A 17,634-nucleotide genomic window follows, 5' to 3' on the forward strand; every position below is an offset into this window, starting at 1 on the left:
GTTATATTTTTGATCGCAAAGTTAACGCAAGGTGTACAATTTGATCAGCAGGGAAGAGTTGGAGTTTCTAATAAACCTGCTGGACAAATACCCGCTCGAAAGCATTAACAGCATAGCCAAAAAAGAAAACATCAGCTATGCAAAGCTCAAAAAGCTCTTTGACAAATATTACGGACCATCCAAAAGCGTCACTGTATCTGCCTCCATAAGCATAGCCAAACTCGGCCTCATGAGCTACGTGGCATTTCTATCGGTTCCAAGGGAGAACATAAAACTCACAATCACCAAAATGTACCGCAACCCCTTTATTCCCGTTGCAGTCCCGTTTTTCGGTTTTATAAATGGAGTCTCTACAGTAATGTATATCCCTCTAGAGCAGAGGGACAAAATAGACGAACTGCTGTCAAGGTATTCCCCAAATTATGAATACTACGAGGCATATGCTTATCCTCCAAGGAAAGTGGAGTTTGGGAAGTGGGAGTTTAGCTATGACTACGCCCTCTTGCTCGATATCTTAAAAAGAGATGCAAGAACACCGATGAAGGAAATAGAAGAAGCCTTAGGAAAAAAGAGACCAACAATAAGGTACATGATAAACAGGCTCAAGGAGCTAGGAATACTTAGAGGCTTTATGACGGTGGTAAATGAAGAAGCCTACAACAGGGGATTCTGTGGAATAGCAAGATCTCTCAACGAAGAATTTTTAGATAAGTTCAAAGAGCATGAGATAATGATCGGTGTAATAAAGCCTGCGGGCTATCTCATAGAATGGTACTTCTCAAGTGAAGAGGACATATACCAAAAAATTCTCGAATTTAGTAAGTACGTTGATAGGTTTGGCATATACTATTTCGACATGTTTGATTTCGGGATAAGAGGATTTTCGTTTTCCAAAGCAGTGAAAAAAGATGGAAAAGGATACCACTCTATTCTGGATTTTGATTAACTTTAATCCCCAAAAATTCACAGTATTCTATGCCATGGATATCTCCAGATGCTTGATATTCAAGCGCCCTGCAGTCGTGACATGTGTATTTAAAGGGGCACGAGCGACAGAGAGTTATATTATCTTTGGTAAGTGTCCAAAACTGATTCAGAACTTTTCTTCTAGGCAGGTACCAGAGTTTATCTTTTCTTATGTTGCCAACCACGAAATTCCTCAGCAAGGGGCAGGGAGTTATGTAACCATCTGCAGCTATAGCGATCGTACCAGCCAAGCAACTGTGGTACTTGTTTGGAGAGGAAGGCAAGAGCTTCTTAACCTCAAACAGGTTAAAATCAACGTTTTTTAGTGAGCCCGGAAAAAGAACATCCACATAAACTTCTCCAGGAAACTCAACTTTTTGCTGAAGAAGCTCAGTGTATTCCTTATACCTTGCCATTATCAGTGCTCCATGAGCCCATTTTAGATGTTCCAACTCCGAGAGAGTATCTTCCGAATACTCCATCTCCACTATCACCTTTAAGCCTTCCACCGGATCAAGGGCATCGATGTCTTCAATTCTAATCGTGGCAAAAACATCTCCAGAAAACTCTGCTAGGGCGTGCTTTGTAACTTCTATTAACTCTTCAACTTCGTCATAGTTAACCAAGTATATCTCCTGACCGCCCAGTCTTGTAAACTCTTTAACCACCCTTTCAATTTCTTCCATCCCTATTTTTTCGTCTCTCAAGATAAACCTGTTGTTTCCTATGCAGCCGAGAGAACGGGGAATACCATAAATCTCCGAGAATTTTCCTTTTCCACTGCCGAGGCTTAGAATAATCCTCTCCAGTTTTCCATTATGGGGTTTATAGCTCCACGGCGGCTTTGCCACACTTGCAATCTTTAATCTATTGACACTAAACTTCCAATGATCGCTACTATCCATGCCAACCACCGTGAAAGGGTCGCATTTATGGTTGATATACTTTTTCTATTCATATTTTATTAACCACTAAAAAAAGTAACACAAATCTGTACACTAACAACGGCAAAAGATTTAATAACATTTAATTACTAAATTGTTGTGGGAGGTGAGAGAATGCAAAAGCCGGTTGAGCTGATACTTCCAAAAATTGAAAGGCCCATTTTTATTGAAGGATACCCCGGGATTGGGCTTGTAGGGCATATAGCCGCTAATTTTATAGCAAAAGAACTCAACATGGAAATGATAGGCTACGTGGAGAGCCCGTTTTTACCACCAATGTCTCTAATTCTGGAAGGCAAACCAAATCCGCCGTTAAGATTCTACGGGAAGGACAACATTATCATTGCTGTTGCAGATATATACATTCCTCCAACCTTAGTAAACGAGATAGCAAAAGAAATCGTTGGCTACCTAAAAGAAAACAACGCTGAGAAGGTAATTTCACTTGGCGGCATGGGGATTGGCTTTTTCAAAGAACAAATGGAAGTCTGGGGCGTAGGTGGGAGTGAAGAGGAGAACAAGGATTTGGAAAAATTGGGGGTCAAGATACTGAAATACGGCTCCATAATGGGGATGAGCGGAAAGCTGTTGTGGGAAGCGAGTAAAGAAAGACTCAAAGCATATGCCCTTTTGGGAGAGACCTTCGGTGATAGACCTGATCCAAGGGCAGCGGCAAATGTAATTGAGATACTCAAAAACCTCGCCCCAATAGAGATTTCAACGGAGCCTTTACTCAAGGAAGCACAGATGATAGAGGAGCAGCTAAGAAAAATGCACGAACAAATGGAGTCCGCTAGAAGAAGGGCCGAAAAAGAATATGAAAGCGTTTATCTGTGAGGTGAGAGTATGGAACTCCTTGTACTTGGTGGGATAGCCCGGAGAACCCTTGATCAACTTTTAAGAAACCCTTATAGAACAGTAGAGGTGAGGAGTGCAAGAAACGTTATTGTTACTCGAAAATTAAAGCCAGGAGAAAGGGTATTCTTAACCTATGAAACCCCTCAAGACATAACCCGCGGAACAGAGGGGATAATAGCGGAAGTGTTAAAGATAGAAGAGATGGAACAGAGGATACCTTGGGAAGAGAGCGATGAGCGAGAAGTTACCGTGTGCAGAATACAGCTAAGGCTTGTGGGACTGGGGAAGGTAATTGAAGTTTCAAGCGAAGACAACGTAATGAAGGTAAAAGTTAGAGAAATGCTTCCACAGGAAATGGCAATGGGTTAGTCAAAAAGAGTTTTTTGCCTTCCCCTTTTGGATTTTCCCCTTTTTGGAGGGGTCAGCTTTCTAAACTCCAATCCTTCTTTTTCCAGAAGTTTTTTGGCACCGGAAGTTAGAGACGGAGCAACCAAAATGCCGCGCACTTTTTCATGCTCTTCCTTCATAGCCTCGACATATCTCTTTAGCTGGCTGACAGCATGTAAATCAGCCCTCCTGCGCTTGAGCTCAAGGATAACAATGTTTCCCTCTTTGTCCACTCCAAGAACGTCCACGATTCCATGCTTTATGGGCTTCTCCTTGAATAGCGGTTTAAAGCCGTCTTCAATAAGCGAAGGGTTCTCAAAGATTAGATCCGCCATTTCAGCTTCACTACCCGTTAATGCTAACTCCTCATAGTCTTCCGCCTGAAAATAGGATATAAGGTAAACATGGAGGAGTTCCACTTCAAGAATCTCCCGAGGCTTTCGCCGGATGCTCCTTAGGAATATCTTGTCTTCTTTTACTTCAAGCCCGACAGAGCTCCCAGGGGGTTGCCAATTGACAGGCTCTCGCTTTTCCTTTTGGTGAATTAAAAAGGAGCCATCAGGCTTTATTAATATAACTCTATCACCTGGGCCGAGTTCACTCTTGGCCCTCCCATCGTAAAAAACTCTACAATGGGCAAAAATATTTACTATAGCCTCTTTTGAAAGGGCCCGGTTGAAAATATTCACGATCTCTTCGTAAGTTGGGTTCAGCTTTGCCTCTACTTTCATGGATCCTCAAAGGAAATTTAAAAAAGGGTTTAAAAGGTTAAAGGGCTAATCCTCAATTCCTTTTTCAGTGATCCTAAACGCCGCTTCTCCTTCAGGTAGATGTGGGGAGTCTATAAGTCTTGCAACCCTCTTTCCAGCCTTTCCTTTCCTTAAATAAACTCTAACAGTGGCGGAGTGTGCTAAGATATGACCGCCTATTGGTCTTGTTGGATCGCCAAAGAATGCATCGGGTCTCGCTTGAACCTGGTTGGTAACGAATACTGCTATATCGTAAAGGTTGGCCAAACGATGGAGGTCAGCTAAGTGCTTGGCGAGCTTTTGTTGCCTCTCTGCTAATGTCCCCCTCCCCACGTATTCGGATCTAAAGTGTCCTGTGAGAGAATCCACGACAAGAAGTTTAACCGGCCTGTCGCTTGCAGCCTTTTGTTTAATGATTTCCTCCGCTTTTTCTACAAGGAGCATTTGATGGTTGGAGTTAAATGCCCTAGCAACGTAAATGTTCTTTAATACTTCCTCTGGATCCATACCCCTGTTTTCTGCTATTTGCTTTATTCTTTCTGGCCTAAATGTATTCTCGGTATCAATCCAAATCACACTCCCATTCAAGCCACCCTCTTCTGGGGGCTTTTGGACGAGAACAGCCAATGTATGGGCTAATTGAGTCTTTCCCGAGCCAAATTCTCCAAATACCTCTGAAATGGCTTGTGTTTCAATTCCACCGCCGAGAAGCTTATCCAAGGACTTGCTTCCGGTAGTAATCTTGCCCACAACAGCTCTCTTTTTTAAATACTCGTCGGCACGCATAAAGGTCCCGATATTGGCAGCTTCTCTCGCGGCTTGAATGATCTTTAGAGCAGCCCCTTCACTTATTCCAGCAAGCTCTTTTAGTTCCAAAGGAGATGCAACTGCTATTGCTTCCAAACTATCATAACCTGCCTCCCTAAGCTTTTCAGCAGTTGCAGGTCCAACTCCGGGGAGATCTTCCAAGCTTCTTATTTCCTTCTTTTTGGTTGCTTCTTTATTTGCTTCAATTGACAATTCTTCAAGATCGTCGAGCTCTTCAAACTCTTCAAGCTCTTTAATTTCATCCTCAACTTTCTTTTTTCTCGCCATAGTTATCACCCATAAGCATGATTCTACATAGTAGTGGATTCAAAGTGCTTATATATTTTTCCCATGCCCGAAAAAAGGACTTAAAAGCTGAAAATTACAAAACCATTGATTAGTAAAGCTAGAATACAAAAATAAAGGCCCTAAGTTTGAGATTTCCAGTGGAAATGAAACTCTACTTTGCAGACTTGATAACCAACAGCTTTGCACCTTCTGGAATCGGCTCATCAAGAGGTGGCACGAGGTGAATTTCTTCTTTTGCATAACCAAGGAGGAACAAACCGTTTCCTCCTGCACCTATTTTGTTGCAGTCCTTGACTAATTATCACTAACGAGTTCTTGTGGTGCAGGAGGTTAGCCTCAAGAGAGAGCATCACAGGACTCACCGAGTCCTCAACTCTCCCGTCATTGACCTTCGGGCTGAACGGAAACAGCCCCAAAAGGTTTTGAACAGCAACAAAATCCCTATCAGCCTTGAAACCACAAATTGGACACTTGAGAACCCTCCGACGCAGAGCGTCGTCATCAGGCTTTACACGAAAAGCACCACAATGCGGACAAACCTGAGAAGAATAAAAAGGATTAACGAACACGACAGAAACACCATATTCAACAGCCTTCTCAAAGACAAACCTCTGGAACCCATTCATACTAATATTGTGAAGTGTATCCCTTAGCCTCTTCTCGTTCTTCCTTCTCTTTCCTGTAATCCTCTGGTTGAAGTTCTTGGGGACAGCCTCAAGGACAATGGTAGTGTTCAACTCTTTGGCAATTTCAACGAGCCTCTTTGCTAATTTCCTCTGCAAGTCAATCCTCTTGTTCATCTTCCGCCCACCAAACTTCTTGAGGAGTTTCTTACACTTCCTCGAAGGAGTCTTCCTCTTCCAACCAACCAAGTGAGATTCCTGAATACTTTTCCTCACGCCAGAATAAAACCTAGTCATTCTACCTAAATCCGTCCTAACTTGAATCAAAAACTCTTGAGTGCCAAAGGAAACATTATCAGCATTGTAATCTACGCTCAGGAAATTTCCAGTTGGTTTAAGTTCATCAAACTCTTTTTCGAAGACAAAATACGCAAGAACTTTCCTCTCTTTCTCAACAACACGGAGTTTAACACCCGGTTTAATCTTCCAACCTTCATTGAGATACTTGAAGAAGAGTTTGTGCGGTTTTAAGGGAAGTTTTATCCTGCCCCCCTTAGTAGTTAGACCTATGATGAGAATCCTCTTCCCGTCCTTGAGGGCATTGAATTGCGGGAACCTCCTGTAATCCCACAGAGTGTCGTCCAGCCAGAGAGAGACCCGTTTGATGACTGGTTTTTCTGTCCTAGTCTTCCCCTTCTTTTTCAGTTCGAGGAAACTCTTTGCTCTTGTCACTGCATCCTGACAGACCGTGTAGTAATAGTGGGTTGGAAGATCGTACTCCTCCTTGAGTTTCTCGTAGAAGAGTTTCCTAAGTTTCAGGTGACTCCTCACTCTGCTCTCGACTGCATACTCGGTTAGGGACTCTAAAATCCTCGAGTATTCAGCATAAACTTCCTTTATTGTCCCAAACTTTTTTCTCGTGAGTGGGTAACTTTCAAGGACAATTGTTCGGGTTAGTTTCATCCACTCTCAACCTCCCTGAGGAGTTTTTTAAATTCTTGCCTGCGAAGGTAGTTTACTCTATTCCAGACTTTGGAGCTGGTTAGGATTAACTCTTTGAGGGTTCTTTCTTGCTCTTTTGAGGGCTGGAGTTTTAGGGTTACTGTTCGCTTCATTTCAAGGTGTGGTATGTTTTTTAGGCTTTAAAATAGTTTTGCTTTCCTGTTTTCAGGCTAATTTTCAATTACTGCATCCCCGCCCTAAAGGGCGAGGCTTTCAAAAGAAAAAAATAAGGCCAAGATTATCGCAAGCAAAACCACAGCTAAGGCAAGAGCGAATATTTTGCTCCTTTTTAGCTTTATCCTTATCTTCAAAAGCCTTCTAACTAACGGAACGGGTATCATTGCATTAGAAGTTAAGGTCTAACCTTAAAAAGCTTCACTTTTCCAGTGGAAATAAAACACCACAATTTTGGATAATAACGATTGAGTTAATACATCAATGTTCAAAAGTTCCAGTGGAAATAAAGCTCTTTTTCCATGCCCATCTAAGCGTTCATAAAATTATCTAACAAACCCCTCAGAGTTTCATTTCCACTGGAACCTTGTTTTGAAAAATGGACGGATTTTGCGAATGAAGAAAATGCAAAAAGCATTTAAAAAGGCATTTAGCATTTACAAATATTAATTTGTTCACGATGCTTAAATGATAAACGAAGGATAGTTATTATCTTTACCATTTATTTATGTCATATTTGAACAATGTTCATAGATAAGTATATATGTCCAAAAACACAGAAATAATGGGAGTGTTTACACCAATTTAATAACAAAGGAGTTGGTGTTTTGCGCCGCTTCCACAGGAAATACAACTCTGGGGGGCTAAGCTACTGTTTAACAATTAACTTTTTGGTAAACATTTTCGTTGAATCCGATGTATATCTAAGACCATCACTGTTCTTATTTTGGAGTACATCTCTGTTCATTATCTTCTCCATAGGAAACAAGAAATGGATTGCTCAGTGTTTGTTAATTGTAAAATTCCCACGTGGCTTTTGTATTCTTCATGGGCATTGCTTCCATTGGAAGAGTGAGTTTAAATACTTCAAAGTTCAACTTCATATGGTGGTTCCTGTGGAAGTACTCAAATGGTTGGAAGAAGGACATGACAATGCGAGGGATATAGTGGACCTTCCTTGGAAAGTGACAAAAAAAGCAGAAGGGGTTTATTTGGCAGAATACCCCAAAATCCCCTTTGTTCTCAACATAGTAATAACTGATGAGTTCGTTCACCTCATAGTTCCTCTCGGATTGGAAACAGTCGCCTTAGAACTGCCGGAGCGCTTGAAAGTTTACCATACCCTCTTGATGCTGAACGATAGGCTAAATCTGATAAAGTTCTGCATAACTGGGATGAATGAGGAGATAACCTTGAGGGTTGATTTGGACAGGAAAACTCTTGGAAAAGGGGAATTTAACGATGCTCTTACAAGTCTCTTGATAGGTTTGAATCAGGTTATAGCTGCCTTGGGGCTTGAAGAAGAGTTCGCTAGGGCAGTTTTTGAGAGAGTTGCAATGATGGTGCTGGAAAGACTTGAAAAGGGTGCCAAAAAAGAAGAAATTCTGAACTTTTTGGTAGTTAAGGTTGGGATGGATCCAAGAGATGCCGAGGAATTCTTGGAGAAGATAATTGAGACTAAAAGCCCAAAAGAGGATATTGGTTACTTTTAACTACCTTTCAATTTTTAATTCCATCAGCCTTCTGCACAAGCTCCAGTGGAAATGAAACTCTTGATGTATGTCCTTCTTAAAGACCAACTTCAATTCGTTTAGCCCAGTTTTTCCCCTAAATTCGCCAAACAAAAGCACGTTGTTCATTTCTATAACACCAAAAACTGCCGCCAAATTGAAGATTAGGGTCCTCAGCTGGTAACCGGTTGCGTAGTGTTCGCTTAGCTCTTCGTGGGGATATTCAAAGAGAAAATATTCAACTCCTTCAATTTTTGCTATGTCAGTCATTGCGATATCTGCCGTTAAGAGAACTACGAGTGCTGGGGTGTTTTTATCGAATTCCTTCAAGGTCTTTATTATTAGTTCGTCGTTTGTGTTTGCCTTTTCATCAATGCTTTTTACCTCTATTATTTTGTCTTTTATCTTTTCGTATTCTTTTAGGGCTATGTATGCAGCTTTCCTTGATTTCTTCATCCTCCTGTTGCTGAATTCTTGGAGCAAATACGAATTGTGGAGAATTTTCCTCAGCTCTTTTAATTGTGCTGGTTTGTACTTGAAGTTCATTGAGTTTTCTATTTCCTTCTTTACTAAATCTACTATTGCTATCTGGATTCCCTCTACTCCCTTGAGCTTGGATAAAAACGCATGGTACAATAGGTTGGTATCCGGGGCAAAGATTATTCTTTTCGTGAGGCTCTTATATGCATTAAGCTTCTCTTGGAACTCATTAATGTTTGCGTAGTTTACGATTCCACTGGAAAGGAAGCACTCATAAAAGTCTCTGTATGTGGGAAGATCATATAGATACCTTTCTTTTCCTCGAAGTACTTTATGAAATTCGTCTTCTTTGGCTAACACTCTTATTTTGTACCCCTCTCTGTAGGGAAACGCCTCTAAAAGCGGAATGTTGTAGAGGGGGCTGCTCACTCTTATTTTGCCTCTCATCTGGATTAAGTTGATGAGTATCTGAAGTTCAGGCTTCTCTATAATCTTTTCCATCTTCTGCCCTCCATAAAGTCCTTTAGTTTTTGGATATGCAGAGGGATCATCATGTAAGGCCTATTTGCATATTCCAAGTCTCTAAGTGAGAGGTAGAAGAGGTGTTCCACTTCCAGTGGAAGTGCATGGATAGCAGCTCCAGCCACTAAGGCTTTCCTTCCAGAGGTTATGTCAACAGAAACCTCATACCTTTCTTCTTTCAGCTTTTTGAGGAGTTCTCCTATCTTCTCATCCGCCTCAAGAAAGTTGTCTTCCTCTATTACCACCCATTCTATCTCCGGAGAAAAGTCGTATTCACTGGAAATTATATTCAGGGCTTCAACGGCTTTGGGAAGTTTTTCAGAATAGATATCTTCCAGAAAGATGTAAATCTTGTCCGGCCTATAGCCCTGCATAACCACAGCATAATAGGAGTTTATCATGGCCCACGTTGACCTTCCGAGCATTGTGATGTATGCCTTCATAGGCTCCACTTTAATCTATAAGAATGAGCCCATACAAAACACTTTCGGAGAAGTTGAGCTTGACTATTTTTGAGAGCTCTATCCCCACGGCATCTATTGATGGTCTTACCTTGCTTGGCATTTTGCACTCTCCACTTCTTTCGAATTCACACTCTTCACAGAGGTTGCAGTTTCCCGGAAATAGTGCTGTTGCATAGAACTTCCCGCTTTTGAACAGCTCTTCTTCTCTCTTCAGGATATAATCCAACACCTTCCTCTTTTCTTCTTCAAAATTCTCGAAATTGATCTCAAACTTTATCAAAAGTGCTCGCTTATAATGTTTTACCAGCTCCTTTGTTTCCCTCCATGAAGGAGCATAAGGTGGGCAGGAAGGGCTTTTTCCATAGACTGGGCAACTTCTGCACTTCCACACTGGTCTTGGTGAAACAATAATTTCCCCTGCAGCTATCTCTTTCTCCCAGATTACCCTCATAAAGGAAAAATTGAAAAATCCCAATAAAAATTTAATCCATCAAGCGGCCTCCGTTAACATCAACGACTTCCCCAGTTATGTGGTCATTTTCTAGCAGAAAAATAACCGCATGAGCTATATCTTCTGGCTTGGCTATCTCCCCGGTTAATGAAAGTTTTCTTAACCTTTCTCTCATTTCTTCATTTATCATATCAGTTGCGACAGGTCCTGGGGCAACAGCATTTACTAAAATATTCGGTGCCAAGTGCCTCGCGAGATTAAAAGTGAGTGCTATCAACCCTCCTTTTGATGCTGCATAGTGGGCTCCTACAGTTCCCCCATCTTTGCCGGTTATTGAGGCTATGTTAACTATTTTGCCTTTCTTCATGTATTTGAGAACTTCTTGCGTAACTATGAAGGCTCCCTTTAAGTTAACTCCCAAAACTCTGTCCCACTCTTCATCACTTATCTCCATTGGGTTTATTGTCTTTCCAAGGATTCCGGCATTGTTGATTAGGATGTCAATTCTTCCAAACTTCTGGATAGTTTTTTCCACCATCTCTCTGACCTCTTCTCTATTGCTAACGTCTGTCCTGACTACAAGGGTTTCTACACCATAAGCTCTGCACATTTCTTCGGTTTTCTTTGCGTTTTCTTCATCCCTTGCATAGTTTATGACCACGTTGCACCCCTTCTTTGCCAAAGCAACTGCAATTGCCCTTCCTATTCCCCGAGAGGCCCCGGTCACTAAAGCCACTTTTCCTTTCAGCTCCATGTCGATCACCAAAATAGATTTGGGAAATTACCATAAAAGCTTTATCAAGTAAAGAAATAATGCCGAAATGCTTTTACGTTCTTAATCATAATATTGAAACATGAAAACTATTCCTTTGCTCCTTGGGGTTTTGGTTCTAACTGCAGGATGCATTGGAGGAGGTGAAAAGATGGATTTGAAAGTTAGCTCCATTTTTAGAAATAATGAGTTCATCCCCTCGAAGTACACCTGTGAAGGGGCTGATGTCAGCCCACCACTAAGACTCGAAGGATTGAGCGACAAGGCTGTAAGCATAGCGATAATAGTTGATGATCCAGACGCTCCAATTGGCACTTTTACCCACTGGGTGGCTTGGAATATCCCTCCTACTGGGGAGATATCAGAGAACATTCCAAAAGAAGAGATTGTGGAAAGTCCAATAAAAGTCATTCAAGGAAAGAACGATTTTGGGAGAATTGGCTACAACGGTCCCTGCCCTCCGAGGGGACATGGCGTACACCATTATCACTTCAAGGTCTACGTTCTCGATACAACCCTCGACCTAAAACCTGGGGCAGGCAAGAGGGATTTAGAAAAGGCCATGGAAGGGCACGTAGTTCAATTTGGGGAGTTGGTTGGCCTTTATGAGAGAAGGTGATTATTTGTATCTTAGCTTAACGTAGAGATTGACACCACTCTGGAGAGCTGCCAAGGAGTTTAAAGTTAGGAATACCCAGTCCCCTATTAGATATGAATAGATTGCAAGCAGTGTTGATGCTGTAACGTACACCAAAACGAACTCCAAATTCAGCGGACATTTCTTGTTTTTGATTGTTTCCCATGTTTGGGGGACCCAAGAGCTCACGAGAAGAAGCATGCCTATGAGTCCCACGAGTTCCTTCATTTTATCACCTCGCTTATTCTCTTGCACCAAGGAGCTAATAACGTGGTTTTAAAAAAGATTGTGGACTATTACAGGTGTATTTCGGAAAAAGAAAAGCACGGAATAATCAAAAGAATGTCAATGCTTCAATTCGGAGGCTAGTTTTGAAGTCGCCCATGTTTTGACATCGTCATCAAGAATATCGTTAATAATCTTAAACGCTTCCTGAATCTTCCCCTGTCTTGCGAGGGCTAATGCCACCTCAGCCTGTATTTTTGACCTGTTAGATATGTCCTTTATAAATCCGGCTATTTTTAGGGCTTCATCCAGTTTGTTGAGCTCAAGAAACTCAAAAGCCAAGCTCATTAGGGCTTTAGTGATACTTTCATCGTTTTCAATTTCAAGTATTGCCTCTATTGTCCTGTTAAGGGCTTCAATGTAGTCCTTTCCTTGCTTTGCCATTTCAACTGTCACCATTGACATTGATTTTGCCCTTATTCCCTTGTCGGGAATAGACTCTGCAATTTGAAGTGCGTTCTCGAAGTCCCCCCGCTTTATGAGTTTTGACACAGTTTCATAAAGAGCCCGTGATTGGTACCATTCCTGCATGCAAACACCAAATAGATTTTGCATTTGGAAAATTTAAGCTTTCCTACATCCCAAGGATAACGTATATTCCAAGAAGTATCAACACTGCTCCAGCGATCATTGAAAGCTCCCTGGACTTTTGAACTATTCTCTGTGAGATTGATTTGCTCTCCGTTATGCTTCCGACTGTAAAGAGGATTATAAGCAGTGGGAGAACAAAGATAATGTTGTAAAGTGCCAGAAGAACCAATGTTAAAGCTTTTCCCACTTTGGATATGAGGATTGCATATGCCAGATAAGTTCCAGAGGAACAGGGGAGGAGTGTGAACGATATTATGACGCCAAGGGAGAAAGCTCCAAAGATAGTCGCTTCCCTGCTGAATATGTTCTTCCTTACCTCTTTCTTCTTTACTATCCTACTTTTCTCTAGGTAGCCAGTTACGAATGTGTAAGCGCCAAAGGCTATTGAAACCACTCCCGCGACCCATACCGGAATCGTCTTGGTGAGTATCACCAATCCCACTCCGAGGAGGTAATAGGAGATGTAAATTGCAGCAACAAACGCCAGCCCTACAGCATATATCCTCCTTTTGGAAATATTCTCTTTGAGGGAGAGGGCTATGAGGAGCATCGTGTAAATGACGAACGTACAGGGGTTTATCGAATCCGCACCGGCAAGTGCTAAAAGGGGATAGATTAGATTTCTTAAGCCAAGAAGGGACAATATGCCAGCTGTTAGTCCAATTGAAGATAAAATTATTAAAAAGAGGATCTTGATTTCAGATCTCACTCGGCTCACCATTGGTGAAAATATATTCAAGCTTATTAATGATTTCGGTCTTGTTCTCTGGGATGAGGTAGGTTTTATCGGTTATAAAAAGCACTCCTTTGGCTTTTTTAGCTTCTTCAACGAGGTCATCCGCGTATTCAACCGGAAACTCCCCGTTTACTATTGCATATAGCTTCCCATCGTAGAATATCCCTATTACTGGGACGCCAGTTACTCCGAGGATTTGGTAGAGCTGCTCAAACATCTTTCCGTTGTAGTCATTTCCCTGCAGCTCATAGTATGTTAAAGCTTCTTTTCCGAAAAATTTTGGTATTTCTTCTTTCATTTTCTTACAGTGAGGGCACGTTGCCAGTCCGTACATGTAAAAGTGGAATTTTGCTTTGTCCAGTGTAAAGGTTTCCGTTGTTGTGTTGGAAGAAGATGGGGTGTTTGTTCTGTCTATGGGTGAGGTAGTGGATTGATTGCTTGAGATGCACATGCTGGTGAGCACTACCAGTACAAGTAGCAACACTCCTAAAGCTTTTTTCATCAAAGTCACCTAATTCAATGGTATACTTTGTGGGTTATAAATGTTTAGGAATGTAGATTTTTTAGCACGTAGCTTTTTAAGAACTTCTAGAATAAGTTTGTGGTGGTGAGAGGATGAAGGATGTTGAGAGAGCTCTCCAGACTTTTTATTCAATGAAGCTGAGAGATATAATGCCATCAATAACCTCAATGCCCATTGTTACTGTTGATTCCCCCATCGTTGACGTGCTTAAGTTGCTTAGAACGAGACATCATGTGTGGGTCGTGAACAACAAGGATGAGATGAAACTTGAAGGAGTTATAAGGTATCTCGATGTCATGTGTATTCTCCTTCCCCCAGAAAACACAAAGGCAAGGCTGGGCAACATAAGTGCAGTTTTTAAATCCATTCTAGGAGGGGCGGAAAAAGCGGCTGATGTCATGGAGCGCAATGTGATGACAATAGACGAAGATGCCACAGTTCTGGATGCCCTTACAAGGATGAGGAGGTACAAAGTGCAAATCTTGGCGATTGTCGATGAAAACAACACTCTGAAGGGAGAAATAAGCCTTAGGTTGCTCATTGACGAGTTCCTAAGACTGATGAAGGTAGGTGGTGTGCAATGGCTCCAGAGTGGATCCTCTTCACCCTCGGAGTAGCCCTTATCTTTGGAAAGATTGGAGATCATTTAATGGAGCGCTTTGAGCTTCCCGGAGTTTTGGGCGAGATACTGATGGGTATGATATTGGGAAATCTGATATATTTTGGTCTGATAAAGCCCGAATACCTTACCCTTCATTCAGATGAAACCTTTGAATTTCTTGCTCGCTTGGGCATAATTTTTCTTCTCTTCTTGGGCGGTCTTGACACAGATGTTGAGATGCTCAAAAAGACCGGTGCTGTTGCAACTGTTTCTACCCTCATGGGAGTTTTTGTCCCTCTGGTTCTTGGGTACTTTGGACTCAAGCTAATGGGATATCCTTCTAGGGAGGCATTTGCTGGGGGAGTTCTACTAACGGCAACCAGCATAGGAATAACTGTTAGGGTAATGATGGATCTCGGGGTTTTGAGGAGCGATGTCGGAGCGGCTTCTTTGAGTGCGAGCGTTATGGATGACTTCCTCGGGATAGCTTTGATTATCTTCGCAGTTGGTACTGGAAGCATTCTAGGGTTAATAAGCAAGATGGCTGTCTTCTTCATCATCACGGGTTTGGTTGCATGGTATACGATAGAAAAGTACATTCGCTTTTCAGAATGGCTACATGTGGAAAAAGGAGTCCTTGGCATGGTGCTCGCTTTGATGTTTCTCTTCTCTGCTTTGGCGGAGCACTGGTTTGATGCTGCCATAGAAGGGGCTTTTATGGCCGGCCTAGTTTTATCAAAACTTCCAGAGGGCAAAAGGATAATGGAAGACGTGAGGGCAATAGCCTATGGGTTTTTGGTCCCTGTATTCTTCGTGTACACCGGGGCGATGCTTGATTTAAGGGTTTTCACCAGCTTTGAAGCCCTTTCCCTTGCAGGGGTTTTAACCACAATTGCAGTTATTGGAAAAGTTCTCGGCAGAGGAATAGGAGCTATGATTATGGGGTGGAGCGCTAAAAAGTCCCTCCAGATGGGTATTGGTTCAATCCCGAGGACTGAAGTGGCGCTTGTTGACCTTATGGTGGCAATTCACGGAGGCGCAATCCCAGAAAGCGATGCCCCAAAGTTCATTGCAGCCACGCTGATTTTCATAACTGTTTCTGTTTTAATAACTCCACCGTTACTCAAGTGGGCGTTTAAAGAGGAAGTTGAGGCTATGAAGCAAGGAAAAGCCGAGAAGAGAGTAGAAGCAGTGCAAGAAACAAAGAGGAGGATCTCACTATTGAAGAGACCAAGGAGGAATCGCTAAAATACCCTTGCATATCCCCATTTTTTAACACTTGTTAAGATTGAGGTTTCCGTGCTCTTTATTCCTTCGATTTTTCCCAGCTTTTCTATTAGAAAGCTCTCAAGTTCTTGGAGATCCTTCACAGTTACCTGCATTAATACGTCGTGTGCTCCGGTGGCTATTCCTAAAACATCAACTTCCGGAAGTTTGGAAAGCTCTTCAACGGCTTTTTTGATTTTGTTGGGCTCGATGTCAACGGCTATAAATGCCACTATGTTGTAGCCTGCTTTGAAGGGGTTTATTAAGGCGGCGAACTTTCTTATTACTCCTTCTTCAATGAGCTTTTTTACCCTAAGTCTTATGGTTGATTCGGGTATTCCTATTCTCCTGGCTATCTCGGAATAGCTCATCCTCCCATCTTCTTGAAGCAACCTTAGGATGTTTTTATCTGTTTCATCCAATTTCATTTTGTCCACCCAATTAGTATTTTGTTTAAATATTATGCTGCTGAATTTTAAATGTTTTGTGGTATTTTTGTTAGATTCAGCAAAATTTGACCAAAAATGCTATTAATTTCAAACGCATATTTAACTCGGTGGGAGAATTGAGAAAGGAGGAAGTTATAGAGCGATATTCACGAATCTTTCCGAAGGCTTCCCGTGTAACCTATGCCCCAATAGTTGCGGTCAAAGCTAAAAACGCAAAGGTATGGGACATTGAGGGGAGGGAGTACATAGACTTTTTAAGCGATGCCGCTGTTCAAAACGTTGGTCACAACAACGAGAGGGTTGTTAAGGCAATAAAAGAACAGGCTGAGAGGCTTATTCACTTCACTTTCATCTACGGTTTTACACTTGAGCCCCTTCTACTTGCGGAAAAGCTTGCTGAAATTTCTCCAATTGAAGAGCCAAAAATAGCCTTTGGTTTAAGCGGAAGTGATGCAAACGATGGGGCAATAAAGTTTGCTCGAGCTTATACCAAAAGGAGAACCCTTCTAAGCTATCTTAAGAGTTATTATGGCTCAACTTACGGTGCATCAAGCATAACAGGTCTTGACTTTCACGTGAGAGCGTTAGTGGGGGAGCTTAGCGACGTTCACTACATTCCTTATCCAGATTGCTACAGATGTCCCTTTGGAAAAGAAAAAAACTCGTGTAAAATGGAGTGTGTCGAGTATATCAAGGCGAAGTTTGAGGGAGAAGTTTATGCAGATGGTGTTGCCGCTTTGTTTGCCGAACCGATTCAAGGCGATGCCGGGATGGTCGTACCTCCAGAGGATTACTTCAAGAGGGTCAAAAGAATCCTCGATGAGCATGGGATTCTTTTAGCTGTAGATGAAGTTCAGAGTGGTCTTGGGAGAACTGGGAAATGGTTTGCCATAGAGCATTTTGGAGTTAAGCCGGACATAATAACCGTGGCAAAGCCCCTTGGTGGTGGTTTGCCAATAAGTGCCGTAATTGGAAGGGCTGAGATCATGGATTCTCTTCCCCCTCTAGGGCACGCCTTTACCTTAATCGGAAATCCCGTAGCGAGCAGGGCAGCTCTTGCTGTCATTGAGGAGATCGAAGAAAAAGATCTCTTGAAGAGGGCGGAAAAGCTTGGAAGCTATACTATGAAACGACTGGGAAAGATGAAAGAGGAGTATGAGCTAATTGGCGATGTGAGAGGAAAAGGCATTATGATAGGAGTTGATTTAGTTAAGGACAGGGAGACCAAGGAGAGGGCATATGATGAAGCTAAGAAGGTCGTCTGGAGGGCTTATGAGCTTGGATTGATCGTTGCTTTCCTACAAGGGAACGTCCTGAGAATACAACCCCCACTAACGATTGAGAAAGAGACCCTCGATGAGGGCCTTGATAAGCTTGAAAGAGCAATAGCCGACGTTGAAGAGGGTAAAGTTGGGGATGAAGCTTTGAAGTTTGTTCACGGCTGGTAGCTTTTCTTTTTCTATTTACTGCTCTTTTTTGGACATTGGAGCACTTTTTGCTTCCCAAAAATTTATAAAATGCTTTTCT

General features: G+C 42.1%; 22 protein-coding genes and 1 pseudogene. 8 read left to right on the forward strand and 15 right to left on the reverse strand.

Going from position 1 to position 17,634, the window contains the following annotated elements:
* Window positions 1-31 precede the first annotated feature (31 nt).
* Window positions 32-946 carry an Lrp/AsnC family transcriptional regulator gene (locus NF859_RS10265; protein WP_353936101.1) on the forward strand — a complete coding sequence of 305 codons (915 nt, stop codon included), beginning with the start codon at window positions 32-34 and terminating at the stop codon, window positions 944-946.
* Here the strand turns inward: NF859_RS10265 and NF859_RS10270 are convergent.
* Complete coding sequence (locus NF859_RS10270; RefSeq protein ID WP_252744152.1) at window positions 927-1,871, reverse strand: SPASM domain-containing protein; 945 nt, start codon at window positions 1,869-1,871, stop codon at window positions 927-929. The genes NF859_RS10265 and NF859_RS10270 overlap by 20 nt on opposite strands.
* Before the next feature lie 153 nt (window positions 1,872-2,024).
* Between NF859_RS10270 and NF859_RS10275 the strand changes: the two genes are divergently transcribed.
* Window positions 2,025-2,747 carry a proteasome assembly chaperone family protein gene (locus NF859_RS10275; protein ID WP_004069941.1) on the forward strand — a complete coding sequence of 241 codons (723 nt, stop codon included), beginning with the start codon at window positions 2,025-2,027 and terminating at the stop codon, window positions 2,745-2,747.
* A 9-nt stretch (window positions 2,748-2,756) separates the two neighbouring features.
* The gene (locus NF859_RS10280) at window positions 2,757-3,137 is read left to right on the forward strand and encodes a DUF473 domain-containing protein (protein ID WP_087036204.1); all 381 of its coding nucleotides are present in this window, start codon (window positions 2,757-2,759) and stop codon (window positions 3,135-3,137) included.
* Here the strand turns inward: NF859_RS10280 and nucS are convergent.
* From nucS to NF859_RS10305, 5 genes and pseudogenes are all read right to left on the reverse strand, one after another.
* Window positions 3,134-3,886, reverse strand: coding sequence for an endonuclease NucS (nucS, locus tag NF859_RS10285; protein ID WP_252744153.1), 753 nt, complete (start codon window positions 3,884-3,886; stop codon window positions 3,134-3,136). The two genes, NF859_RS10280 and nucS, sit on opposite strands and share 4 nt — an antisense overlap.
* A gap of 45 nt (window positions 3,887-3,931) precedes the next feature.
* Complete coding sequence (gene radA / locus NF859_RS10290) at window positions 3,932-4,999, reverse strand: DNA repair and recombination protein RadA (RefSeq protein WP_252744154.1); 1,068 nt, start codon at window positions 4,997-4,999, stop codon at window positions 3,932-3,934.
* Window positions 5,000-5,223: 224 nt separating this feature from the next.
* A complete protein-coding gene (locus tag NF859_RS10295) occupies window positions 5,224-6,606 on the reverse strand; it encodes an RNA-guided endonuclease InsQ/TnpB family protein (protein WP_252744155.1) in 1,383 nt (460 codons plus the stop codon).
* A 29-nt stretch (window positions 6,607-6,635) separates the two neighbouring features.
* A pseudogene (locus tag NF859_RS10300) lies at window positions 6,636-6,758 on the reverse strand (RNA-guided endonuclease InsQ/TnpB family protein); the annotation flags it as partial.
* Between the two features lie 84 nt (window positions 6,759-6,842).
* Entirely contained in the window at window positions 6,843-6,986 is a 144-nt protein-coding gene (locus NF859_RS10305; protein ID WP_252744156.1) for a hypothetical protein, read from the reverse strand.
* Between the two features lie 729 nt (window positions 6,987-7,715).
* On the opposite strand from NF859_RS10305, the gene NF859_RS10310 reads away from it, so the two are divergent.
* On the forward strand, window positions 7,716-8,312 hold the full coding sequence (locus NF859_RS10310) for a DUF8183 domain-containing protein (protein WP_353936103.1): 597 nt from the start codon (window positions 7,716-7,718) through the stop codon (window positions 8,310-8,312).
* Here NF859_RS10310 and NF859_RS10315 read toward each other — a convergent pair whose 3' ends face one another.
* The 4 genes from NF859_RS10315 to NF859_RS10330 are packed head-to-tail and all read right to left on the reverse strand — an operon-like array spanning window position 8,313 to window position 11,001.
* Window positions 8,313-9,311, reverse strand: coding sequence for a PIN domain-containing protein (locus NF859_RS10315; protein WP_252744158.1), 999 nt, complete (start codon window positions 9,309-9,311; stop codon window positions 8,313-8,315).
* Entirely contained in the window at window positions 9,296-9,775 is a 480-nt protein-coding gene (locus NF859_RS10320; protein WP_252744159.1) for a hypothetical protein, read from the reverse strand. Before NF859_RS10320 ends, NF859_RS10315 begins: the two co-directional genes overlap by 16 nt.
* A 10-nt stretch (window positions 9,776-9,785) precedes the next feature.
* Entirely contained in the window at window positions 9,786-10,247 is a 462-nt protein-coding gene (locus NF859_RS10325) for a DUF2284 domain-containing protein (RefSeq protein ID WP_252744160.1), read from the reverse strand.
* 31 nt (window positions 10,248-10,278) lie between these two features.
* A complete protein-coding gene (locus NF859_RS10330) occupies window positions 10,279-11,001 on the reverse strand; it encodes an SDR family NAD(P)-dependent oxidoreductase (RefSeq protein WP_252744221.1) in 723 nt (240 codons plus the stop codon).
* Between the two features lie 100 nt (window positions 11,002-11,101).
* Between NF859_RS10330 and NF859_RS10335 the strand changes: the two genes are divergently transcribed.
* Window positions 11,102-11,638: a YbhB/YbcL family Raf kinase inhibitor-like protein gene (locus tag NF859_RS10335; protein ID WP_252744161.1), complete on the forward strand. Its 537-nt coding sequence runs from the start codon at window positions 11,102-11,104 to the stop codon at window positions 11,636-11,638.
* Here the strand turns inward: NF859_RS10335 and NF859_RS10340 are convergent, their stop codons facing one another.
* From NF859_RS10340 to NF859_RS10355, 4 genes are all read right to left on the reverse strand, one after another.
* A complete protein-coding gene (locus tag NF859_RS10340) occupies window positions 11,639-11,884 on the reverse strand; it encodes a PQ-loop domain-containing transporter (RefSeq protein ID WP_252744162.1) in 246 nt (81 codons plus the stop codon).
* A gap of 117 nt (window positions 11,885-12,001) precedes the next feature.
* Window positions 12,002-12,472 carry a YfgM family protein gene (locus tag NF859_RS10345; RefSeq protein ID WP_252744163.1) on the reverse strand — a complete coding sequence of 157 codons (471 nt, stop codon included), beginning with the start codon at window positions 12,470-12,472 and terminating at the stop codon, window positions 12,002-12,004.
* Window positions 12,473-12,515: 43 nt separating this feature from the next.
* Window positions 12,516-13,241 carry a cytochrome c biogenesis CcdA family protein gene (locus NF859_RS10350; protein WP_252744164.1) on the reverse strand — a complete coding sequence of 242 codons (726 nt, stop codon included), beginning with the start codon at window positions 13,239-13,241 and terminating at the stop codon, window positions 12,516-12,518.
* Complete coding sequence (locus NF859_RS10355) at window positions 13,231-13,770, reverse strand: thioredoxin family protein (protein ID WP_252744165.1); 540 nt, start codon at window positions 13,768-13,770, stop codon at window positions 13,231-13,233. Before NF859_RS10355 ends, NF859_RS10350 begins: the two co-directional genes overlap by 11 nt.
* 113 nt (window positions 13,771-13,883) lie before the next feature.
* Between NF859_RS10355 and NF859_RS10360 the strand changes: the two genes are divergently transcribed.
* Both NF859_RS10360 and NF859_RS10365 read left to right on the forward strand, forming a co-directional pair.
* Entirely contained in the window at window positions 13,884-14,408 is a 525-nt protein-coding gene (locus NF859_RS10360; protein WP_252744166.1) for a CBS domain-containing protein, read from the forward strand.
* Complete coding sequence (locus tag NF859_RS10365) at window positions 14,372-15,640, forward strand: cation:proton antiporter (RefSeq protein ID WP_252744167.1); 1,269 nt, start codon at window positions 14,372-14,374, stop codon at window positions 15,638-15,640. Before NF859_RS10360 ends, NF859_RS10365 begins: the two co-directional genes overlap by 37 nt.
* Here the strand turns inward: NF859_RS10365 and NF859_RS10370 are convergent.
* Window positions 15,637-16,086 carry an Lrp/AsnC family transcriptional regulator gene (locus NF859_RS10370; RefSeq protein WP_252744168.1) on the reverse strand — a complete coding sequence of 150 codons (450 nt, stop codon included), beginning with the start codon at window positions 16,084-16,086 and terminating at the stop codon, window positions 15,637-15,639. The genes NF859_RS10365 and NF859_RS10370 overlap by 4 nt on opposite strands.
* A gap of 137 nt (window positions 16,087-16,223) precedes the next feature.
* On the opposite strand from NF859_RS10370, the gene NF859_RS10375 reads away from it, so the two are divergent.
* Complete coding sequence (locus tag NF859_RS10375) at window positions 16,224-17,555, forward strand: leucine/methionine racemase (RefSeq protein ID WP_252744222.1); 1,332 nt, start codon at window positions 16,224-16,226, stop codon at window positions 17,553-17,555.
* Window positions 17,556-17,634: the final 79 nt, after the last annotated feature.

Origin of the sequence: Thermococcus alcaliphilus, from assembly GCF_024054535.1 — an archaeon.
GTDB classification, from domain to species: Archaea; Methanobacteriota_B; Thermococci; order Thermococcales; family Thermococcaceae; genus Thermococcus_A; species Thermococcus_A alcaliphilus.